The sequence below is a fragment of the Bradyrhizobium sp. AUGA SZCCT0182 genome (genome assembly GCF_018130185.1).
Classification (GTDB): Bacteria; Pseudomonadota; Alphaproteobacteria; order Rhizobiales; family Xanthobacteraceae; genus Bradyrhizobium.
Map to the genome: position 1 here is coordinate 31,171 of NZ_JAFCLY010000042.1, position 22,535 is coordinate 53,705.

Here is a 22,535-nt window from a genome sequence, read left to right on the forward strand (position 1 = left end):
CGGTGAAGACAGAGGAGTGTTCACATGATCACGAAACGCGATCTGCTCCGTGCCGCAGCGCTGGCTGCGATGACAGTTACCACCATGACGCCGGTTCCGGCGAGCGCGCAGGCCAAGGCGGAATGGCCCGACATCATCGAGGCCAAAAGAATTGCTGAGGAAGGCTTCATCTATGGCCTGCCGATCGTGATGAACTACGCTGTGATGTACGAATTCTCCGTGGACACGAAGAACAGCCAGTTCAAGGCGCCGTTCAATCAGATCAAAAACCTGGCGTATGTCGCGACGTACAAGGACACCGCAGTCGTGACGCCCAACAGCGACACGCCATACTCCACGCTTTGGTTCGATCTGCGCGCCGAGCCGATGGTTGTTTCGGTGCCGGCCGTTGAGAAGAGCCGCTATTACACGGTGCAGCTGATCGACGGCAACACCTTCAATTTTGGCTATATCGGCAGCCGCGCGACCGGCAGCGACGCCGGAGACTACATGGTCGTTGGGCCGAACTGGCAGGGCGCCACTCCGCCCGGAATCAAGAAGGCCTTCCAGTCCTCGACCCAGTTTGCCTTCGCGGCCATTCGCACGCAGCTCTTCAATCCGGAAGATATGCCGAATGTCGTGAAGGTCCAGGCCGGCTACAAGGCGCAGCCGCTATCGGCCTATCTCAAGCAGCCGGTAACGACCGCTTCGGCCGCGATCGACTTTCCCAAGGTCGATGCGGAGCTGGTGAAGAAGAACTTCTTCGAATATCTCGACTTCGCGCTGCAGTTTGCGCCGGCGGGCCCGGAAGAACGCACCATTCGCGAGAAGCTCGCGCGCATCGGCGTCGGCGCGGGCAAGACCTTCAACTTCAAGGATCTTCCGCTCGAACACAAACTCGAAGTCGGGCTCGGGATGAAGGAAGGCGAGGAGAAGGTTGAAAAGTATCTCGCTGGTGGACAGAAAGACGTCAACGGATGGAAAATCGGATCGCTGTTCGGTGACCGGCTGTTCTACAGCGGCGATTGGCTGAAGCGGGCCGCAGCTGCAAAAGGCGGCATTTATGGCAACGACGCCGCGGAAGCCGTCTACCCCATGACCAAAACGCTTGCCAACGGCGAAGTGCTCGACTCTTCAAAGCACAAATACACAGTCACTTTTCCTGCCGGACAGTATCCGCCGGTCGAGGCGTTCTGGTCGGTGACGATGTATGACGGCAAGAGCCAACTGCTGATCGAGAATCCGATCAACCGATATCTGATCAATTCGCCGATGCTGCCCGGCATGAAGAAGAATCCGGACGGCTCTCTCACGCTGCATCTCCAGAAAGATTCACCCGGCGCCGACAAGGAATCCAACTGGCTGCCGGCGCCGAACGGCGAAATGTACCTGGTGATGCGGCTCTATTGGCCGAAGACCGAAGCGCCGTCGATCCTGCCGCCGGGCGAAGGCACCTGGCAGCCGCCGGCGATCGTGGCGCTGCAATAGCGTTGCGCCGAGAGGCAGCGCGGGACCCGTCATTACCGCGATCCCGCGCGTGCCCCGAGATTCAGGATCGAATCCGCGCTCGAACCCAGGCAAGGGAATGTTCACATGATTACAAAACGCGACCTTCTTCGTTCCGCAGCGCTTGCTGCATTCACCGTCTCGACGGCGAATTCCATCCCGGCGCAAGCGCAGACGAGTGCCGAGCGTCCAGGCTTCTTCAAGGCAAAGGACATCGCCGAGGCGGGCTTCATCTTCGGCCTGCCAATCGTGATGAACTACGGCATCATGTATGAATTCGCCATCGATCGCACTTCGAGCCAGTTCAAGGCGCCGTTCAACCAGTTCAAGAACGACCCCAACGTCTTTACCTACAAGGACACCGCGGTCGTGACGCCGAACAGCGACACGCCCTATTCGATCGGGTGGATGGATTTTCGGGCGGAGCCCATCGTCATTTCCGTGCCGGCGATCGACCCGAAGCGCTACTATTCGGTCCAACTCTGTGACGGCAACACCTATAATTATGGCTACATCGGCACCCGCGCCACCGGAAGCGAGGCCGGAGATTATCTGGTTGTCGGCCCGGACTGGAAGGGCGCAACGCCTCCCGGAATCAAGAAGGTCTTCCAGTCGAGCACCCAGCTATCGATCGTCATCTTCCGCACCCAGCTTTTCAACGCTGGCGATATCGACAACGTCAAGAAGGTGCAGGCCGGCTACAAGATGCAGCCACTTTCCACCTATCTGAAACAGCCGACGACGACGGCCGCGACGGCCATCGACTTTCCGAAGATCGACAAGGAGCTCGTGAAAACCAACTTCTTCGAGTATCTCGATTTTGCGCTGCAGTTTGCTCCCGTGCAGGAAAACGAGAAGGAGATCCGCGCCGCGCTCGCGAAGATTGGCGTCGGCCCCGGCAAGACCTTTAACTTCAAGGACCTGCCGCTGGAGCAAAAGCTCGAGATTGGCCTCGGCATGAAGGAAGGCGAGAAGAAGGTCGAGGAAGGCGTCGCCAAGGCCGGCACGACCATCAACGGCTGGCAGGTCAGCGCGTTGCCGGGCGATAACGCCCACTACAATGGCGACTGGCTCAAGCGCGCCGTCGCCGCCAAGGCCGGTATCTACGGCAATAATCCGGCGGAAGCGACCTATCCGCTCACCCGCATCGATGGCGACGGCCAGACGCTCGATGGCAGCAAGCACAATTACACCCTGACATTCCCGCCGGGCCAGGAGCCACCAGTCAACGCGTTCTGGTCGCTCACCATGTATGACGGCAAGTCGCAGCTCCTGATCGAAAATCCGATCAACCGCTATTTGATCAATTCGCCGATGCTTCCGGATATGAAGAAGAACGCGGACGGGTCACTGACGCTCTACATCCAGAACAAATCGCCGGGTGCGGACAAGGAATCGAACTGGCTGCCGGCACCGAACGACACGATCTACCTGGTCATGCGGCTCTACTGGCCGAAGACGGAGTCACCTTCGATCCTGCCGCCAGGCGAAGGCACCTGGAAGCCGCCGGCCGTCGTGGCGGCGAAGTAGCGTTCAGACCGAGGGCACCGCGGGACTCGTCATCGTGATCCCGCGCGTGCGCAGGCTCGGAAGGAAAGTGAAAGCAAACTTGAGTGCCGTTTTGCACGGGAGTGAGTCATGAAAGCTGTACTCACACGAACGCTTTGCGGCGCTGTACTGACTTTTGCATTGACCGCCGTATTCACACCAGCCGGCGCCCAGCAGACAAGCCTGTCGAAATTCTCCACCGAACAACTCGCCAATCGAATGCTGGAACGCCGCGCCGTGGACGCCGTCATCTGGGGCATGCCCATCGTCAGCTTCGACTCGCTGCGGCAAGCCTACTTCCGCGACGGCAAGGCGAAATACGGCGACATCATCTGGTGGCCCAAAGGCAGCACCTGGAAGAACCAGTCGTTCACCGTCAATACAACCCTTCGCTACCTTTTTGCCTTCTTCAACATAAAAGACGATGGGCCGATGGTTCTGGACCTGCCGTCGGCGGCGAATGGGTCCAGCTTCCTGGGCACCATTTGCGATGCCTGGCAGGTACCGCTCACCGACGTCGGGTTCGAGGGCAAAGGCGGCAAATACCTGGTGCTGCCACCCGACTACACGGGCGAGGTGCCGGCCGGCTATATCCCCGTGCGTTCCAAGACCTACAACACATTCGCCGGCCTCCGCTCCATCCTGGAGAGCAACTCGGAAGAGGACGTGCGCAGGGGTGACGCGCTGGTGAAGCAGATCAAGGTCTACCCCTTGGCCGGGGCCAGTAACCCGCCTGCGCCGCGGTTCGTGGATATGACCAACACCCTCTATGACGGCCTCGCGCGATTCGACGAAAGCTTTTACACCAGCCTTGCCCGCATGCTGAATGAGGAGACGGTACAGCCCCAGGATCTGCAGATGATGGGCATGCTCCGACCACTCGGCATCGAGAAGGGCAAGGAGTTCAAGCCCGATGCCGCGACCGTGGCACAGTTGAAGTCCGCCGCGGCGGAAGCCGGTGCCTGGCTCCTCGGACAGCAGTCCAAGATCGGTGAAGACTGGTGGCCGGGCAGCCAGTGGAAATTGCTGGTCCCGCCGATTGGCCCGCAGACGGGATTCAAGTGGGCCGTGCCAAACTATTTCGACGTGGATACGCGCGGCGCTGCTTTCGCCGGCTTCTTCCTGCCTCCCGCGAAGCTCGGCGGAGGCAGCTTCTACCTTGCCGCGTACTTCGACAACGGCGGCCAGCCGCTCCGCGGCGAGAACCCCTATCGACTGCACGTTCCAGCCAATGTTCCGGTAAGTCAGTTCTGGGCTGTCACCATTTACAACGCTGAAACGTCGGCCCTCTTCCTCAACCTGCCACGCCCGACCCTGGATTCATTGGACAAAGGGCTGCGCAAGAACGCCGACGGCTCGGTGGACATCCACTTTGGATCGCAGGCGCCCGCCGGTCGGGAGTCGAACTGGATTTTCACGCCGGCGGGGACGAGCTGGTTCCCCTGGTTTCGATTCTACGGTCCTGAGAAGGCGGTTTTCGACAAGAGTTGGAAGATGCCCGACATCGAACAGGTGAAATGATCTGCGAATAAACGGCTATAGCCCAGTCTCTGCCACTTCCTGAGGACTAGCAGCTTTGAGCACGATTCAATTCGACAACGAAAGCGCTGATGCCAAGGCAGGTGAACATCCTCATCATCCGGGGATGGTCCTGATTCCCGGCGGCACGTTCCGCATGGGATCGGACAAGCATTATCCCGAGGAAGCGCCAGTTCATTCCGTGACAGTCGATGAATTTTTCATCGACCGCACGCCGGTGACGAACAGGGAGTTCAAGGAATTCGTGAGGGCGACCGGCCACGTCACGTTCGCCGAAATCCCGCCCGACCCGAACGACTATCCCGGCGCGCTGCCTCACATGATCTATGCCGGCTCGCTGGTGTTTTCGCCTCCGGCGCAGACCGTTGATCTCCGCGACTGGAGCCGATGGTGGCAATTCATGAATGGCGCCGACTGGCGCCACCCTTATGGCCCGAAGAGCAACATCAACGTGCTCGACAATCATCCTGTCGTGCACGTCGCTTATTCCGACGCGCTCGCCTTTGCGCGCTGGGCCGGCAAGGATATTCCGACCGAAGCCGAGTGGGAGTTCGCCGCGCGCGGCGGATTGGCTGAGGCAGAATATGCCTGGGGCGAGGAGTTCACGCCAGGCGGCCAGCATCTTGCCAATACCTGGCAGGGAGAATTCCCGAAGCAAAATCTCTGCACCGACGGCTTCGAGCGCACATCGCCAGTCACGGCCTTTCCGCCGAACGGCTACGGCATTCACGACATGATCGGGAATGTCTGGGAATGGACGTCCGACTGGTATTCGCAAAAGCACGAAGCAGATGCGCCAAAGGCGTGCTGCATTCCCCATAATCCGCGAGGCGGATCAGAGGCTGCGAGCCACGACTCTCGTCAGCCGAATATCAGAATTCCACGCAAGGTGCTTAAAGGCGGCTCGCACCTGTGCGCCCCGAACTATTGCCGCCGCTATCGTCCTGCCGCGCGTCATGCCGAGCCTATCGACACCTCGACTAGCCACGTCGGCTTCAGGTGCATCATCAGGAAAAGGAGTGCGTCATGAGTAAGGACAAGATTCCGGGAACGTCCGAACCCGGCACAAAGCCGATCGGCGGAGGATTGAAACGCCGCGATCTCTTGTTGAGCGGCAGTTCTCTCATCGCCGCTTCGGCGCTCTCGGCCGTCGGCCTAACAAGCGCTGCGCAAGCGCAGCAACAACCAGCGGCGCCCCCACCTGTTGCGGCCGGGCAGCGGCCCAACATTGTCGTCATCATGGGCGACGACATCGGCATCTGGAATATCGGCGCCTACCACCGCGGCATGATGGCTGGGCGGACGCCGAACCTCGACAAAATAGCCGCCGAAGGCATGCTGTTCACCGATTATTACGCAGAGGCGAGCTGTACGGCGGGTCGTGCCAACTTCATCACCGGCGAGCTGCCGATCCGCACCGGCATGACCACTGTCGGCCAGGCTGGCGCCCCCACCGGCTTGCCGGCGGAGGCCGTGACCATTGCCGCCGCGCTGAAAGGTATGGGCTACGCCACCGGCCAGTTCGGCAAGAATCACCTTGGCGACAAGAACGAGTTTCTGCCGACCGTGCATGGCTTCGACGAATTCTTCGGCTACCTGTACCACCTCGACGCGATGGAAGACCCGGCGCACCCCGCCTACCCGCAGGAGCTGTTGAACACAGTTGGCCCACGCAACATGGTCCACTCGTGGGCGACCAACGTGGACAATGCCACCGTGGATCCGCGCTGGGGCAAGGTCGGCAAGCAGAGGATCGAGGACGCCGGGACGCTTTATCCGAAGCGAATGGAAACCGTGGACGACGAAATCCGCGATCTTGCCTTGAAGTTCATCGAAAAGGCCAAGGCCGACAACAAGCCGTTCTTCCTGTGGCTCAACCCGACCCGCATGCACATCGTCACGCACCTGTCGCCCAAGTACCAGGCGTTACGCAACTCCAAGAACGGCTGGACCATCCATGAGGCCGGCATGGCACAGCTCGACGACGACGTCGGCATCGTGATGCAGAAGCTCAAGGACATGGGTGTCGATGACAACACCATCGTCGTCTTTACCACCGACAACGGCACCGAGGTATTCACCTGGCCCGATGGCGGACAGACGCCATTCGCCCAGAGCAAAGGCACGGTCATGGAAGGTGGCTTTCGCGCGCCGGCGATGATCCGCTGGCCCGGCAAGGTGCCGGCAGGCAAGGTCGAGAACGGCATTATCTCCGGGCTCGATTGGTTTCCAACCTTCGTGGCCGCCGCCGGTAATCCGAACATTGTCGAGGAATTGAAGAAGGGCAAGCACATCGGTGACAGGACCTACAAATGTCATCTGGACGGCTACAACCAGATGGACATGATCACCGGCAAGGGTCCGTCAAATCGGAACGAAATATGGTACTTCGGCGAAAGCGAACTGGGTGCCGTACGCATCGGCGACTACAAGTATCGTTTCATCGACCAGCCCGGCGGCTGGCTAGGTGAAAAGACCAAGCCTGACATACCCTATCTGACCAACCTTCGTCTTGATCCGTTCGAGCGCACGGGCTGGCCCGGTAGCGGGTCCAAATACGGAGCGCAACAATACTTCGACTGGTTCAAGTACGAATTCTGGCGCTTCGTGTTTGTCCAGCAGCAGGTCGAGAAGCTGGCCATGACTGCGATCGAGTTTCCGCCGATGCAGAGGGGTGCGAGCTTTAACCTCGATGCCGTGAAAGCGAAGATCGAGGCCGCCAGAACGGCAGTGGGCAAATAAGGATTTGATGATCGTAATGGCGGACGGCCTGCGTATGGGCCGCCCGCCAAACTCTCTTGATCGTTGCGTTCTTTACTGTGAAAGGAACCAACTATGTCAATGCCGCAAGTTTCCTTCGGCGTCAGCCGCCGCATCCTGCTCTTGGCCTTGGCTTTGCTCGCGGCGCTGATCGGACCGCTGCCTCCCATATCCGTGATGGCGCAAACTCCCGCGATCGATCCGCTGCCGTCATGGAATGATACGGCGACCAAAACGTCCATCGTCACGTTCGTCGAGCGCGTGACGAAGCAAGGCTCGCCAGACCTCGTGCCGCCTGCCGAGAGAATTGCCACCTTCGACAATGACGGCACCCTGTGGGCGGAGCAGCCGATCTATTTCCAGTTTGCCTTCGCACTCGACCGCGTCAAGGCGCTCGCCCCGCTGCATCCGGAGTGGAAGGACAAGGAGCCGTTTGCCTCGCTGCTCAAGGGCGACCTTAAAGGCGCGCTCGCCGGCGGCGAGGCTGCTATTTTCGAAATCCTCACCGTCACGCATTCCGGAATGACCACGGATGAATTCGAGAAGATCGTGAGCGACTGGATCACTACGGCGAAGCATCCAGTCACCAAGCGGCTCTACACCGAGATGGTCTATCAGCCGATGCTGGAACTGCTCGCCTATCTGCGCGGCAACGGCTTCAAGACGTTCATCGTCTCCGGCGGCGGCATCGACTTCATGCGCGTCTTTGCCGACAGGGTCTATGGCGTTCCGCCCGAGCAAGTGGTGGGCAGCAGCGGCAAGCTGAGCTTCGAGCTACGCGACGGTAAACCGGTCCTCGTAAAACTGCCGGAGCTTAATTTCAACGACGACAAGACTGGCAAGCCCATCGGCATCCAGATGCATATCGGCCGGCAACCGATCGCGGCATTCGGCAATTCCGACGGCGACCTGCAAATGCTCGAATGGGCCAAGGGAGGCGGCGGCGTCCGCTTCGCCCTCCTCGTGCACCATACCGACGCCGAGCGGGAATGGGCCTACGACCGCAATTCTTCCATTGGCCGCCTCGACAAGGCGCTCGACGCTGCACAGGCGATGGGCTGGACCGTTGTCGACATGAAGAACGACTGGAAGAAGATATTTCCGTTTGGCAGCAAATGAACATGACGTTCTCGATCTCGCCGATGGCGCCCACCAGCACGGTGACGCCGACGCGCCGAACCATCACGAAGTGACGGATCAACGCGCCCACTGTCCCATCTGGAGGCATGTCTGCAGGCTGACGTAACTTGGCGTGCCGCCAATGCTCTCCTGCGAGACACAACTCGCGCGGCTGGGCGCAGGGAATTTCGACCACTGGCTTCCGAGCTGCTGGCGCGCTTTCTGTTCATCGCTGATGCAAGTCTTGAGCGACTGATCGACGGTGAGTCCGGCGGTAGCGGCGATGTCGAGCTTGCAGTTTCGCGTGATATCGAACTTCGGCACTCCGTCAGCGACGGGCATAACCAATTGCGAACCCAATACGATCATAGAGACGGACATAGGCATTTCCGACCTCCTGCTGCTCTGGCTCGCTTGCATCGTAGCGCAAGCCGGCCGGACCGCTAGTCTTATTTCGCCGCGGCAGACATCCCTTCCCTTCACACGGGGGAGAGGGGAAAGGAGAACGGCCGTCATGCCGCAAAACCACCTCAAGACAATCGAGGCCCCCGCATTGGAGCCATGACGCACGGCGCTGGATCAGCGCCGGCGTTATGTGATTGACTTTGCCCTGTCCGAGATCAGGCCAACATGATCCGGCCAGCACAGGGAAACGTCCGATGACAGCCAACCCAGACATGACCATCCGCGACATCAGGGTGACGATGCTGCGCCTGCCCTGGGCCGACGATCCCTGGCTCAAGGGGCATGCGCTGGGCCCAACGCGCGACATCCTGATCTGCGAGGTCGAGACCGCAGGCGGCGTCACCGGCATGGGCTATCTGTTCGTGTTCCGCCCGGGCATGAAGTCGATCGCCTCCTGTCTCGACGAGTGCATCATCCCGCGCGTGAAGGGCAAGGACGCCACCGCGATCGAGGCGATCTGGCGCGATCTGTGGACGGCGACGATGACCTATGGCCGCGGCGGCATCGCCGCGATGGCGATGTCGGCGATCGACATCGCGCTGTGGGATGCGGTGGGCAAGCGTGCCGGCCTGCCGCTGCACCGGTTGTGGGGCCATTATCGCTCGGAAATCCCGATCTACGGCTCGGGTTGTTTCCGCGGCGCCGGCGGCGACGGCATGATCGAGAAGGCGCTGCATTTCGTGAAGCAGGGCTACAAGGCGATCAAGATGCAGGTTGCGCATGTGCACACGCCCGCGCAGGACCTCGACAATGTACGCCGCATGCGCGAGGCGCTCGGACCCGACATCGACATCATGATCGACGTCAATATGGGCTGGAGCGCCGATGTGGCGATCGAGATGGGGCGCAAGTTCGAGAGTTACGACGTTTACTGGCTCGAGGAGCCGGTGCCTGCCGACGATTTTGCCGGCTACCAGCGCATCGCCGCGGCGCTCGATATGCGTGTGGTCGGCGGCGAGACCCATTTCACGCGCTACGATCTGCGGCCGTTCTTTATCAATCCCTGCCTGCCGATCCTGCAGCCCGACCCGATGCGTGGCGGCATGACGGACCTTCGCAAGATCGCCGCACTGGCGGACACGTTTGGCATCACCATCGCGCCGCATCTGTTTCCCGAACTCAACGTGCACCTCCTGGCCTCGATCCCGAACGGCATCTGGTGCGAGAACATGGGGCTGATCGACGACCTCTGGGTCGATCCGCCTGACATTGCCAACGGCATGATCACGGCGCCGGAGCGGCCCGGACACGGGCTCCGGTTCAAGGACGAGGTGCTGAAGTTCAGGATTTAGTCTCTACCCCTCTCCCCTGTGGGAGAGGGTGGCGCCTCACGTAGTGAGGCGACGGGTGAGGGGTTCTCTCCTCACGGTAAGACGAGATGAGGACAGAGACCCCTCATCGGCGCTTCGCGCCACCTTCTCCCACAAGGGGAGAAGGAAAGAAGCAATCCACTACGCCGCGTTGGCGCTTTCCTGGCGGCTGGCTTCGAACAGGAACCAGGTGCGGCGCTCGGTCTCGTCGACGAACAGTTCGAGCAACTGCGCGGTGCCGGTATCTTCGTGGTCGTCGCAAAGCTTGTGGGCTTTGCGCATGGCGGCCGCCATGTGCTTGTTGTCTTCCATCAATTCGCGCAGCATTTCACGCGGCGGGACGTAACCCTCGTTGTTGTCCTGAATGGTCTGCAGCTTTGCGATCTGCCCGATCGAGCGCAGCGTGACGCCGCCAAGCTTGCGCACCCGCTCGGCGAGCTGGTCGGTGGTACCGAAGATCGCCTCCGCCTGCTCGTCCAGCATCAGATGGTAGTCGCGGAAATGCCGGCCGGAGACGTGCCAGTGGAAATTCTTGGTCTTCATGTAGAGCGCGAAGGCGTCAGCCAGCAGCACGTTGAGCGACGCCGAAATCTTGTCCACCGCGGCCTGCGGCAGATCGGTCGGCGTATCGAGATCGGGGGACACTTTTTCGGATTTGTTGGCTTTGCTCACGTTGAACCTTCCTGTTAGGAAACCGGACAGCGGTGGCCATTGGACATTGGCCGCCGAACACCCTAACGCATCACTTTCCCGGCGGTTCCTTGCCGGAAACCCCTGTTTTGCCGGACGCAGCCCCGATGGACGAATGGATCGACTATTACGATTCCACGCATACGATCTATGCAAGCAAGCTGCACCGGGACCTGCATTTCCAGATCATCGCGCGCGACATCATCGGCTACATCTCATCCCCTGACGCGGTCGTGCTGGACTATGCCTGCGGCGAGGCGCTGTCGGCGGCCAAGGTGGCGGACGCCTGCGCAAAACTCTATCTCGCCGAACCCGCCCCCGGCGTGCGCGGACGGCTGATCGCGCGGTTTGCGCCGAACACCAAAATACGCGTCCGTTCGCTCGATGAGCTCCGGAGTATGGAGGCGCAGTCGGTCGATCTCGCCGTCATGAACTCGGTGGCGCAATACATGACGCAGCAAGAGCTGGATTCCGCATTCGCAATCATTCGCCGGCTGTTGAAGCCGAGCGGGCGGCTGGTGCTGGGCGATATCCTGCGGCCCGAGGTCGGCATGGCCAGGGACGTGCTGGCGCTGTTGAAATTCGCAACCGCCCACGGCTTCCTGACCGACGCGCTCTACGGCCTCGCCTCTACCGCCCTGTCGGACTACCGGCAATTGCGCACCCGCGTCGGCCTGCAACGCTACAGCGAAAGCGAGATGATCGCCAAGCTGACGCGGGCCGGTTTCGCCGCTTCGCGCGCGCAGACCAATATCGGCCACAACCCCTGGAGGATGACCTTCATCGCCCACCACCCATCGGTGCGCTAGTTAGGGTTAATAAAAGGTAAACGTAGCTCACCCGCCCGTGATCGGTAATGATCGCCTTGGCCCGGTGGCGGAAGCGACAACGCGAGAACGGTGCATCGTTCTTTATCCTGGTTCAAATCCAGGCCGGGCCTCCAGCCTTCGCGGCTCCGCCGCTTCGGCTAGGCAGGCCCCTTCGTGGCGAAGGCTGCCTCGGCGTAGCCCGAAGGGCGAAGACGGGCCGCGGCCAGCCTTTCCCACCTCACACCAAGCCGCAGCCCAAATTCCCGCAAATGCCGGTTGATGGCCCGTTTTTGGGGGTTTCGCGGGTGCGGAATCTGGTCTAAAGACCACCCGCGCGCGAGGGTAACCCGCGCTCTTGGCTTAGGGGACGCGCAGCATGCGCGCCCTTTTTTTGTGCCCAAAATCCAGTCCGCGAGACCTGATGCCCAAAAGAACCGACATCTCCACCATCCTGATCATCGGCGCCGGCCCCATCGTGATCGGCCAGGCCTGCGAATTCGACTATTCAGGCACCCAGGCGGTGAAGGCGCTGAAGGAAGAGGGCTACCGGGTCGTCCTGGTCAATTCCAATCCTGCGACGATCATGACCGACCCGGAACTGGCCGATGCCACCTATATCGAGCCAATCACGCCGGAAATCGTCGGCAAGATCATCGAAAAAGAACGCTACGTCATTCCCGGCGGCTTTGCGCTGCTGCCGACCATGGGCGGCCAGACCGCGCTGAATTGCGCGCTGTCGCTCCGCCGTCAGGGCACACTCGACAAATTCGACGTCGAAATGATCGGCGCAACCGCAGACGCCATCGACAAGGCCGAGGACCGCCAGCTGTTCCGCGAGGCCATGACCAAGATCGGGCTGGAGACGCCAAAATCGCGGCTGGCCAACGCCTCGGCGCTGAAGAAGTCCTACCGCGACAAATACCTGGCTGAGCGAGAGAAACTGTCGGGCGAGGCGCTGGAAGAGCTCGAGCGGCAGTGGACCCTCGGCGAGAACGAACGCCGCAAGCGCTATCAGGAGCACGCGTTCGGCGAGGCGCTGATGGCGCTGTCCGAAATCGGTTTGCCTGCGATTATCCGGCCCTCCTTCACGATGGGCGGCACCGGCGGCGGCATTGCCTACAACAAGGAGGAGTTCCTCGACATCATCGAGCGCGGGCTCGACGCCTCGCCGACCAACGAGGTGCTGATCGAGGAAAGCGTGCTCGGCTGGAAAGAGTACGAGATGGAGGTGGTGCGCGATAAAAAGGATAATTGCATCATCATCTGCTCGATCGAGAACCTCGATCCGATGGGCGTGCATACCGGCGATTCCATCACCATCGCGCCGGCCCTGACGCTGACCGACAAGGAATACCAGATCATGCGCGACGCCTCGCTGGCGGTGCTGCGCGAGATCGGGGTCGAGACCGGCGGCTCCAACGTGCAGTTCGGCATCAACCCGGCCGACGGCCGCATGGTCGTGATCGAGATGAACCCGCGCGTGTCGCGCTCTTCTGCCCTTGCTTCGAAGGCCACCGGCTTTCCGATTGCAAAGGTCGCGGCCAAGCTCGCGGTCGGCTACACGCTGGACGAGATCGCCAACGACATCACCGGCGGCGCCACGCCGGCCTCGTTCGAGCCGACCATCGATTACGTCGTCGTCAAGATACCGCGCTTTGCGTTCGAGAAATTCCCCGGCGCCTCCCACACGTTGACCACGTCGATGAAATCGGTCGGCGAAGTGATGGCGATCGGCCGCACCTTCCAGGAGAGCCTGCAGAAGGCGCTGCGCGGGCTCGAGACCGGGCTCACCGGCCTCGATGAAATCGAGATCGAGGACCTCGGCCGCGGCGACGACAAGAACGCGGTCCGCGCCGCATTGGGCACGCCGACACCGAACCGCATCCTGCAGGTAGCCCAGGCGATGCGGCTCGGCTGGTCCAACGAAGAGATCTTCAATTCCTGCAAGATCGATCCCTGGTTCCTCGCCGAGATGCGCGGCATCGTCGACATGGAAGCCAAGATCAAGGCGAACGGCCTGCCCGGCAACGCGTTCGGCATGCGGACGCTGAAAGCGATGGGCTTTTCCGACGCACGGCTCGCCGTGCTTGCAGAGGCCACCGAGGCCGAGGTGACCGCCAAACGCCACGCGCTCGGGGTTCGTCCGGTGTTCAAGCGTATCGACACCTGTGCGGCGGAGTTCGCCTCGCCGACCGCTTATATGTATTCAACCTATGAATCGCCTTTTGCCGGAAAACTTGCCGACGAGAGCGAACCGTCCGACAAGAAGAAGGTCATCATCCTCGGCGGCGGGCCGAACCGGATCGGCCAGGGCATCGAGTTCGACTATTGCTGCTGCCACGCCTGCTTTGCGCTGCATGACGCCGGCTACGAGACCATCATGGTCAACTGCAATCCGGAAACCGTGTCGACCGACTACGACACCGCGGACAGGCTGTACTTCGAACCGCTCACCGCCGAGGACGTGCTTGAAATAATCGCCACCGAACGGACCAACGGCACGCTGCACGGCGTGATCGTGCAGTTCGGCGGCCAGACCCCGCTGAAACTGGCGCGCGCGCTGGAGGCCGCCGACGTGCCGATCCTCGGCACCTCGCCCGACGCCATCGACCTTGCCGAAGACCGCGACCGCTTCAAGCGCGTGCTCGACAAGCTGCGGCTGAAGCAACCCAAGAACGGCATCGCCTATTCGGTCGAGCAGGCGCGGCTGGTGGCGGCCGATCTCGGCCTGCCGCTGGTGGTGCGTCCGTCCTATGTGCTGGGCGGCCGCGCGATGCAGATCATCCGCGAGGAAGAGCAGCTCAACAATTATCTGCTCGGCACGCTGCCCGAGCTGGTGCCGGCCGACGTCAAGGCGCGCTATCCCAACGACAAGACCGGGCAGATCAACACCGTGCTCGGCAAGAACCCGCTATTGTTCGACCGCTATCTTTCCGACGCCACCGAGATCGACGTCGACTGCCTGTGCGACGGCAAGGACACGTTCGTCGTCGGCATCATGGAGCATATCGAGGAAGCCGGCATTCACTCCGGCGATTCCGCCTGTTCGCTGCCGCCGCATTCGCTGGATGGTGCGATGATCATTGAGCTCGAACGGCAGACCCGCGAACTCGCGCTCGGCCTCGACGTGGTCGGCCTGATGAACGTGCAATACGCCATCAAGGACGGCGATATCTACGTGCTCGAGGTCAACCCGCGAGCGTCGCGCACCGTGCCGTTCGTCGCCAAGGTGGTCGGCACGCCGGTGGCGAAGATCGCGGCCAGAATCATGGCCGGCGAGAAGCTTGCCGACTTCAATCTGAAGAAGCGCAAGCTCGGCCATGTCGGCGTCAAGGAATCGGTTTTCCCGTTCGCGCGCTTCCCCGGCGTCGATACCGTGCTCGGTCCGGAGATGCGCTCGACCGGCGAAGTGATGGGCATCGACCGTTCGTTCGAAGTCGCCTTCGCCAAGAGCCAGCTCGGCGGCGGCACCCGCGTGCCACGCAAGGGCACCGTGTTCGTCTCGGTGCGCGAGAGCGACAAGACCCGCATCGCGGACGCCGTGCGGCTGCTGCATTCGCTCGGCTTCAAGGTGATGGCCACATCGGGCACCCAGCGCTTCCTCACCGATTCCGGCGTACCGACCGAAAAAGTGAACAAGGTGCTGGAGGGCCGGCCGCACATCGTCGACGCCATCACCAATGGCGACATCCAGCTCGTCTTCAACACCACCGAGGGGCCGCAGGCGCTGGCCGACAGCCGTTCGTTGCGACGGGCTGCCCTCTTGCATAAAGTGCCATATTACACCACTCTTTCGGGTGCTGTGGCGGCCGCACAGGGCATCCGCGCCTATCTGGGCGGAGACCTTGAGGTCCGCACGCTGCAGAGTTACTTTTCCGAAAACTGATCGTTCGCCGGGCCAAATTGCCCGCTAAACGATTGGCAACAAGGCCGTATGGCTGGAACCCACCGCTCGTTTGGTAGTTGTATCGGCCCTTGACGGGGCCGAAAATTAATAGGCTGGCGGGCTCGCGTTTCGGGCCCGAATGGCTCCGAATCGAAATCGAAAGACTGCTTCGTGCGCGCAACTTCTAGGAGCGGCTCGCACGGGCGAAGGACGGAAGAGATGATGGAAAAGGTTCCGATGACCGCCGGCGGCTATGCCGCTCTCGAGGTCGAGTTGAAGAAGCGCCAGTCGGAGGACCGGCCGCGCATCATCGAGCACATCGCCGAGGCGCGCTCGCATGGCGACCTTTCGGAAAACGCGGAATATCACGCCGCCAAGGAAGAGCAGTCGCATAATGAAGGCCGCATCGCCGAGATCGAAGACAAGCTCGCGCGCGCCGACATCATCGACATTTCAAAGCTCTCCGGCGACACCATCATGTTCGGCGCCACCGTCACGCTGGTCGACGAGGACACCGAGAAGAAAGCGGTGTGGCAGATCGTCGGTGAGCCGGAGGCCGATGCCAAGAAGGGCCGCATCTCCATCACCTCGCCGCTGGCCCGCGCGTTGATCGGCAAGAAGAAGGGCACGACCGTCGAGGTCATGGCGCCCGGCGGCGCCAAGGCCTACGAGATCACCAAGGTCGAGTGGCGCTAGGCTGGAGCTAGGTTTGCCCCGGCGGGCACTGCCCGCCGGCCCGGGACCGGAACGTGCCTTCGCCGCACTTTGGGATTTCGCCGCACTGGGAAACCCAAAATTGGGGAAAGCCGCACTTGGGGAAGACCGCATGCAACGAACTCATATTGTCGTTGCGCTTCCAGTTCTCACGCTGATGCTTTTCATTGGCGGTTGTCACGCTGCCGCGGCAGCCGAGCTTTCGATCCCGCCGCGCATCGCTCCCAAGGAGAACCTCAAGCAAATCTCGATCCGGACCGGTCCGCCGAATTGCAGCCGCTGGACCGACGACTGCGTCAACTGCACGCGCGGCGCCAAGGATGAACCCGCGACCTGCTCCAACATCGGCATTGCCTGTCAGCCCAAAGCCATCCGCTGCCTCGGCGCGCAGTGATTCCAGTGCTTGCTTCCCGCTTGGGTTGGACGGCCTCGCGGTTCGCGACGCACGCCTCGCCGCCCCCCACCATGAGGGTCTCAGACCTCAGGTCGCTGAACCGGATCACGCTCTAGCGGCAGAGTGCCGCAGCGAAGTCACCTGCAAGTAACCTCGCGCGAGACGCGGCAAACACGCAGCGCGCCGCATAATTCCTTTTCTGCTCGCCAAAACGTCATCGAATTCCGGCCGCCGCGCGCTTTTCCTCCAGGCCGCGACGCGATACCAAGTGGAACTCGATCCAACTTGGGGGACTCTCATGACAGAAGCACTCGCGGCGTGGACGCCGCGCGTATTGAGCCTATTGCGCATCATCACCGGCCTTTTGATCATCCAGCACGGCATGGGCAAGATCATCGGCTTCCCGGTCTATCCGATGTACGCGAATGTGCAGCCGTTCTCGCTGGTCGGCGCCGCCGGCTTCATTGAGCTGATCGGCGGTGCACTGCTGATCATCGGCCTGTGCACACGCCCGGTCGCCTTCATTCTTTCCGGTATGATGGCCTTCGCCTATTTCATCGGCCACTTCCCGAAGGGCTTTCATCCGTTGATCAACGGCGGCACGCTGGCGGCCCTGTACTGCTTCACCTGCCTATATCTGTCGACCGCGGGCGCAGGTCCGTGGAGCGTCGACGCAGCAACCAAGCGGGCTTGAGGGAGCGGACAATGGACAAGTTCAACAAGATGCTCGCAAGCGGCGAGCCGATGGTTCTCAGCGTCTTCCGTTTCATCATCGGATTGCTGCTGTTTCAGTATGGCGTCGCCAAGCTGTTCAAATATCCGCCGGTGCCCATGTTCGCCAAGGTCGAGCTGATGTCGCTGTACGGCGCGGCCGGTTCGCTCGAACTGGTCCTCGGCGGCCTTCTGATGATCGGTCTTCTGACCCGGCCCGTGGCCTTCATACTGTCAGGTGAAATGGCGTTCGCCTATTTCATGGGACACTATCCCAAGGGCTTCATCCCGCTGATCAATGGCGGCAACGCCTCGATCCTGTTCTGCTTCGCCTGTCTCTATCTGTTCTTTGCCGGCGGCGGACCGTTCAGCGTGGATGCAATGATGGGAAAGAAGCGGTAGGGGAGCGCGAGTCGCTTCAGCTAACGCCGTCATTCCGGGATGGTCCGCAGGACCAGACCGCAGGTGCGCAATTGCGCACCGGGGAATCTCGAGATCCCCCGATGCGCAATTGCGCATCTGAGGTTCGATGCTTCGCATCGCCCCGGGATGACGCGTCGCGTTATCCCGTCACCTTCAAATCGAGCGGCACCGCCGCCTCGTATTTCGAATTGTGCAGCACCAGCGACGTCCTGACATTGCGCACATGGGGCGCCGACGTAAGGTGGGTGACGAAATCCTGAAACGTCGCCATGTCGGGCGCCACGCATTTCAGGATGAAATCCACCTCCCCCGACAGCATCCAGCATTCGCGCACCAGGGGCTCGGCGCGGACAAATTCCTCGAATGCGCGCAAGTCCGCTTCGGCCTGGCTCGACAGGTGCACGGAGGCAAACACGGTGACGTCGAAGCCGAGCCGGCGCGGATCCAGCATGCCGCGGTAGCCCTGGATGTACCCCTCTTCCTCCAGCGTCCTGACCCGGCGCAGGCAAGGCGGCGGCGAGATGCCGACCCGTTTGGCCAGTTCGACGTTGGTGATTCGGCCATCGGCCTGGATTTCGGAAAGAATTCTAAGGTCGATCTCGTCGAGACTCTTCGACACGCGGTCCGGTTCCTTTGGGTTCCCTAGGTTCTTTGGGGCTGGCTGGGCTTGGGAAGGTGTTTACCGGCAACACTCTTAGCGCAGCTGCCATCGATTGCGCAATTTTATTGCGCGTGCACTGCGCCATTTTGCGTGAATCGGGAGAAAATACCGCAGTTCCGGGGAAAATTCGCTTATTTGAATTGCAAATCTTGCATGGCTACCCAGATATCATAGACTTGGATTTGACACTTTTAGCGCCGCGCGACGCATTTCCCGGCGCTTCCCGCACAAGTCCTCATCAAAATCCTCCAAAGAGAGGGAATCGCCGATGCCCGCGCCTATCCATGCCAAGGTCGTCATTATCGGTTCCGGCCCTGCCGGGTACACCGCAGCGATCTACGCCGCGCGGGCGATGCTTGAGCCGGTGCTGATCCAGGGCATCCAGCCCGGCGGCCAGCTCACCATCACCACCGACGTGGAAAACTATCCCGGCTTTGCGGATGTCATCCAGGGTCCGTGGCTGATGGAGCAGATGGAAAAACAGGCGGCCCATGTCGGCACCAAGCTCGTCACCGATCTCGTCACCAAACTCGACACCACGCAGCGGCCCTTCCGCCTGACCTGCGACAGTGGCGACGTTTATCTCGCCGAAACCGTGATCCTTGCCACCGGCGCGCAGGCGCGCTGGCTCGGCATGCCGTCCGAAGAGAAGTTCAAGGGCTTTGGCGTTTCGGCCTGCGCGACCTGCGACGGCTTCTTCTATCGGGCTAAGGAAGTCATGGTGGTCGGCGGCGGCAATACCGCAGTCGAGGAAGCGCTGTTCCTCACCAACTTCGCCTCGCAAGTCACCGTCGTACATCGCCGCGATCATTTCCGCGCCGAGCGCATCCTGCAGGACCGCCTGTTCAAGAACCCGAAGATCAAGGTGGTCTGGGACAGTGCAATCGACGAAATCTGCGGCACCGAAAACCCGGGCAAGGTCACCCATGTGCGCCTGAAGAACGTCAAGAGCGGCGCGCTGACGGAGGTGCCCGCTGACGGCGTCTTCATCGCCATCGGCCACGCGCCGGCAACCGAACTCGTCGCCGGCCAGGTCAAGCTGAAACCCTCCGGCTATGTCGAGGTGGCGCCGAACTCGACGGCGACGTCGGTGCCCGGCCTGTTCGCCGCCGGCGACGTCGCGGACGAAACCTGGCGGCAGGCGGTCACGGCCGCGGGCCTTGGCTGTATGGCGGCCCTCGAGGCCGAGCGCTTTCTCGCTGTGCGTGCGAGTGATCGGGCGGCGGCAGAATGATTACGCGTCGAACACGGGACGGATTCACGGACATGGATTGGGACAAGCTGAAGGTGTTTCACGCGGCGGCGGAAGCGGGCAGCTTCACCCATGCCGGCGAGCAACTCGGGCTTTCGCAATCGGCGGTATCGCGGCAAGTCTCGGCGCTGGAGCAGGAGCTTGCGGTATCGCTGTTCCATCGCCATGCGCGCGGGCTGATCCTCACCGAGCAGGGAGACCTCTTGTTCCGCACCGCGCATGACGTGTTCATGCAGCTGCAGGCGGCGCGCGCCAAGCTCACCGACAGCCGCGAGCGGCCGTCAGGCGACCTCAAGATCACCACGCCGCCGGCGCTCGGCATCAACTGGCTGATTCCGCGGCTGGACGAGTTCACCAGCCTCTATCCGGATATCCGCATCTCGCTGATCGTGACCGACGAGGATCTCGATCTGTCGATGCGCGAGGCCGACGTCGCGATCCGGACCCGCAAGCCGACCCAGCCGGATCTGATCCAGCGCAAGCTGTTCTCGATCGGATTCCATGCCTATTGCTCGCCGGAATACATCAAGCGCTTCGGCACGCCGCGCACGCTCGACGACCTCGACTCGCATCGCATCATCATGCTCGGCGATTCCCAGGTGCCGCCGCATCTGCAGAACCGCAGCTGGCTGATCGACGCCGGCCGCAACGGCTCGGGTCCGCGCGAGGCTTATTTCAAGGTCAACAACATCCTTGGTCTTGTCAGGGCCTGTCAGCAGGGGCTCGGCATCGCCGCCCTGCCCGACTACCTCGTCGAGGAGAACAACCGTCTGGTGCAGCTGTTCGGCGAGACCGACTCGATCCAGATCGACACCTATTTCGTCTATCCCGAAGAGTTGAAGACGGTGGCGCGGGTGCAGGTGTTCCGCGATTTCGTGGTGAGCAAGGCGCAGCGCTGGCCCTCCTAGCATTTCGATTGGGACTGGAATTTCGGTTCTGATTGAATCAGAACCGGAGCTCTAGATTCTTGTTTTGACGCATTTTCTTGACGCGAGCCGGTATCGATCCCGCATCACGTGCGGCACAGGCTTCGCTCGAAACGCTTTCGCAGCGGCTGACGTTTCCCGCCTTCCGGATTAGCGGCTCTTATAAAGCCCCCGGTCTCCGCATGTCAGACATGCGGCTTAACCGGTTTACGCAAGCCGCATATGGGGATCATAGTGCTTACACGCTGAGCGATCGTGTCGCGCATATGTCCCCCTCCTCCAGTGGCGCGGGCGCTCAGTAATCCCTCTTGGAAGGTGATTGTGTCGGCCTCACGTGGCCAATACCTTAAGCCGGGCTCTTTTGGGCCCGGCTTTTTTTCTTCTCCGGATCGCTTCGTCTGCAGATGATTTGAGCTGAACCTTCTTCGTCTCCAGATCTTTTCTTCTCCCGTAAAACAAACGTCATCGAGCGTGCGCGGATTGACAGCGCGCCGTTGCGCCATCATCATCGAGACATGATCACGAATTCGTGCGCCGCTCTGTCGTCGAAAAAAGGTCCCCACCCGGGGACCCGAGATCGACGCGCGCGATAGATCAACCGCCAAGCCGATCCCGAAACCCCGCCGTCTGGACGGGGTTTTTTCATGTGTCCCGTCTCCGGCAAAAGCCTTCAAGGAGATGGAACCATGTCTACCGATCCGCAAAACCGATTGCAGGGCCTGTGGCTGCCCCTCGTTACACCGTTTCGCAACGGCGAACTCGACGAGCCGTCGCTGCGTCGCATGATCAGGCACTACGCCAATAGCCCGGTCGACGGCTTGATTCTCGCCGCCACCTCGGGCGAGGGCATGACGCTCGACCAGGGCGAGCTCGAGCAGCTGGTGTCGGTGACCCGGGCCGAGATATCGGGCAGCGGACGCTATATTCCGATCTGTCTCGGCCTGTCCGGCGCCAGCACGCGCAAGATGCTGGATACGCTCGACGAGACCGCCGCCTGGCCGATCGACTTCTATCTGATCGCCAGCCCCTATTACACGCGGCCGTCGCAGCGCGGCCTGCTGCGACATTTCACTGAACTCGCCGATCACGCCTCGTGGCCGATCGTGCTCTACAACATCCCCTACCGGACCGCGGTCAATCTCACCAACGAGACCCTGCTGCAGCTCGCCGCACATCGCAACATCGTCGGCATCAAGGATTGCTCTGCCGACCGCGCCCAGTCGATCGAGTTCCTCGCGCGGCGGCCGAAAGGTTTTCGCGTGCTGACCGGCGAGGACGCGCACTACCACGAGGCGCTGGTCGATGGCGCCGACGGCGCCATCCTGTTGTCGGCGCATCTGGAGACCGAAGCGTTCGCCTCGGTGCGGACGCTGATGCAGCAGGGCGACCACCAGGGCGCACAGGCGTGCTGGGACAATCTTTCCGAACTGACGCGGCTGGTGTTCGCCGAACCCAGCCCGGCGCCTGCAAAATACTGGCTGGCGCAGAGCGGGCTGATCGACAGTGCCGAGGTCCGGCTGCCGATGGTGGAAGTCAGCGCGGAGCTCGCGGCGCGGCTCGACGCGGAGCGGGAACGGCGCGCGCCGGCCCTGTTGCGGCGAGCGTAGCAAGGCGTCGCAGCCGGGGCCCTCCCGCTTGCGGGAGCGTTGCGTACAAAAAAAGCCGCCGCACGCGGAAGACCGCGGCGACGGCTTTTCTGTCGCTCCACACCGGCTCGGATGATGCGGAGGCGCATAAGGTGACCGGAATATCTTCCAACACCGTGGACGCCGGCCAGAAAAATTGCCTGACCGCGTTGGCGCAATGTTAACCGCATTCGCCCGCGGTCGCCTCAGCCGATCGC

General features: G+C 61.6%; 19 protein-coding genes. 16 read left to right on the top strand and 3 right to left on the bottom strand.

Going from position 1 to position 22,535, the window contains the following annotated elements; genetic code table 11:
• Positions 1–24 precede the first annotated feature (24 nt).
• From JQ611_RS32415 to JQ611_RS32440, 6 genes are all read left to right on the top strand, one after another.
• The gene (locus tag JQ611_RS32415) at positions 25–1,467 is read left to right on the top strand and encodes a DUF1254 domain-containing protein (protein ID WP_212467750.1); all 1,443 of its coding nucleotides are present in this window, start codon (positions 25–27) and stop codon (positions 1,465–1,467) included.
• Between the two features lie 105 nt (positions 1,468–1,572).
• Positions 1,573–3,015, top strand: a complete 1,443-nt coding sequence (locus JQ611_RS32420) for a DUF1254 domain-containing protein (RefSeq protein ID WP_211998751.1) — start codon at positions 1,573–1,575, stop codon at positions 3,013–3,015.
• 108 nt (positions 3,016–3,123) lie between these two features.
• The gene (locus JQ611_RS32425) at positions 3,124–4,554 is read left to right on the top strand and encodes a DUF1254 domain-containing protein (RefSeq protein WP_212467751.1); all 1,431 of its coding nucleotides are present in this window, start codon (positions 3,124–3,126) and stop codon (positions 4,552–4,554) included.
• Positions 4,555–4,678: 124 nt separating this feature from the next.
• Complete coding sequence (locus tag JQ611_RS32430) at positions 4,679–5,602, top strand: formylglycine-generating enzyme family protein (protein WP_212467764.1); 924 nt, start codon at positions 4,679–4,681, stop codon at positions 5,600–5,602.
• A complete protein-coding gene (locus JQ611_RS32435; RefSeq protein WP_249133630.1) occupies positions 5,599–7,314 on the top strand; it encodes an arylsulfatase in 1,716 nt (571 codons plus the stop codon). Before JQ611_RS32430 ends, JQ611_RS32435 begins: the two co-directional genes overlap by 4 nt.
• Positions 7,315–7,407: 93 nt before the next feature.
• Complete coding sequence (locus JQ611_RS32440; protein WP_212263120.1) at positions 7,408–8,451, top strand: HAD family hydrolase; 1,044 nt, start codon at positions 7,408–7,410, stop codon at positions 8,449–8,451.
• A gap of 78 nt (positions 8,452–8,529) precedes the next feature.
• Here the strand turns inward: JQ611_RS32440 and JQ611_RS32445 are convergent, their stop codons facing one another.
• The gene (locus JQ611_RS32445; protein WP_212263121.1) at positions 8,530–8,832 is read right to left on the bottom strand and encodes a hypothetical protein; all 303 of its coding nucleotides are present in this window, start codon (positions 8,830–8,832) and stop codon (positions 8,530–8,532) included.
• 278 nt (positions 8,833–9,110) lie between these two features.
• On the opposite strand from JQ611_RS32445, the gene JQ611_RS32450 reads away from it, so the two are divergent.
• Positions 9,111–10,208, top strand: coding sequence for a mandelate racemase/muconate lactonizing enzyme family protein (locus JQ611_RS32450; protein WP_212467752.1), 1,098 nt, complete (start codon positions 9,111–9,113; stop codon positions 10,206–10,208).
• Positions 10,209–10,367: 159 nt separating this feature from the next.
• Here the strand turns inward: JQ611_RS32450 and JQ611_RS32455 are convergent, their stop codons facing one another.
• Positions 10,368–10,898, bottom strand: coding sequence for a Dps family protein (locus JQ611_RS32455; protein WP_212467753.1), 531 nt, complete (start codon positions 10,896–10,898; stop codon positions 10,368–10,370).
• Between the two features lie 125 nt (positions 10,899–11,023).
• Here JQ611_RS32455 and JQ611_RS32460 point away from each other — a divergent pair, with 125 nt between their 5' ends.
• From JQ611_RS32460 to JQ611_RS32485, 6 genes are all read left to right on the top strand, one after another.
• Positions 11,024–11,725 (top strand): class I SAM-dependent methyltransferase, encoded by a 702-nt coding sequence (locus JQ611_RS32460; protein WP_212467765.1) that lies wholly within the window; start codon positions 11,024–11,026, stop codon positions 11,723–11,725.
• A gap of 421 nt (positions 11,726–12,146) precedes the next feature.
• Positions 12,147–15,611, top strand: coding sequence for a carbamoyl-phosphate synthase large subunit (carB, locus tag JQ611_RS32465; RefSeq protein ID WP_212467754.1), 3,465 nt, complete (start codon positions 12,147–12,149; stop codon positions 15,609–15,611).
• 222 nt (positions 15,612–15,833) lie between these two features.
• Positions 15,834–16,307 (top strand): transcription elongation factor GreA, encoded by a 474-nt coding sequence (gene greA / locus JQ611_RS32470; protein ID WP_192736743.1) that lies wholly within the window; start codon positions 15,834–15,836, stop codon positions 16,305–16,307.
• A gap of 130 nt (positions 16,308–16,437) precedes the next feature.
• On the top strand, positions 16,438–16,719 hold the full coding sequence (locus JQ611_RS32475) for a hypothetical protein (RefSeq protein ID WP_249133631.1): 282 nt from the start codon (positions 16,438–16,440) through the stop codon (positions 16,717–16,719).
• Between the two features lie 298 nt (positions 16,720–17,017).
• Positions 17,018–17,413 (top strand): DoxX family protein, encoded by a 396-nt coding sequence (locus JQ611_RS32480; protein WP_212265653.1) that lies wholly within the window; start codon positions 17,018–17,020, stop codon positions 17,411–17,413.
• Between the two features lie 11 nt (positions 17,414–17,424).
• Positions 17,425–17,832 carry a DoxX family protein gene (locus tag JQ611_RS32485; RefSeq protein ID WP_249133632.1) on the top strand — a complete coding sequence of 136 codons (408 nt, stop codon included), beginning with the start codon at positions 17,425–17,427 and terminating at the stop codon, positions 17,830–17,832.
• Between the two features lie 160 nt (positions 17,833–17,992).
• On the opposite strand, the gene JQ611_RS32490 is transcribed toward JQ611_RS32485, so the two are convergent.
• Positions 17,993–18,472 (bottom strand): Lrp/AsnC family transcriptional regulator, encoded by a 480-nt coding sequence (locus tag JQ611_RS32490; RefSeq protein ID WP_212467755.1) that lies wholly within the window; start codon positions 18,470–18,472, stop codon positions 17,993–17,995.
• Between the two features lie 310 nt (positions 18,473–18,782).
• Between JQ611_RS32490 and trxB the strand changes: the two genes are divergently transcribed.
• The 3 genes from trxB to dapA all read left to right on the top strand — a co-directional run bounded on the left by trxB (position 18,783) and on the right by dapA (position 22,299).
• Positions 18,783–19,748: a thioredoxin-disulfide reductase gene (gene trxB, locus JQ611_RS32495; protein WP_212265652.1), complete on the top strand. Its 966-nt coding sequence runs from the start codon at positions 18,783–18,785 to the stop codon at positions 19,746–19,748.
• Positions 19,749–19,780: 32 nt separating this feature from the next.
• The gene (locus tag JQ611_RS32500; RefSeq protein WP_212032642.1) at positions 19,781–20,674 is read left to right on the top strand and encodes a LysR family transcriptional regulator; all 894 of its coding nucleotides are present in this window, start codon (positions 19,781–19,783) and stop codon (positions 20,672–20,674) included.
• A gap of 704 nt (positions 20,675–21,378) precedes the next feature.
• Positions 21,379–22,299 carry a 4-hydroxy-tetrahydrodipicolinate synthase gene (gene dapA / locus JQ611_RS32505; protein WP_212467756.1) on the top strand — a complete coding sequence of 307 codons (921 nt, stop codon included), beginning with the start codon at positions 21,379–21,381 and terminating at the stop codon, positions 22,297–22,299.
• The last annotated feature ends 236 nt before the right edge of the window (positions 22,300–22,535 follow it).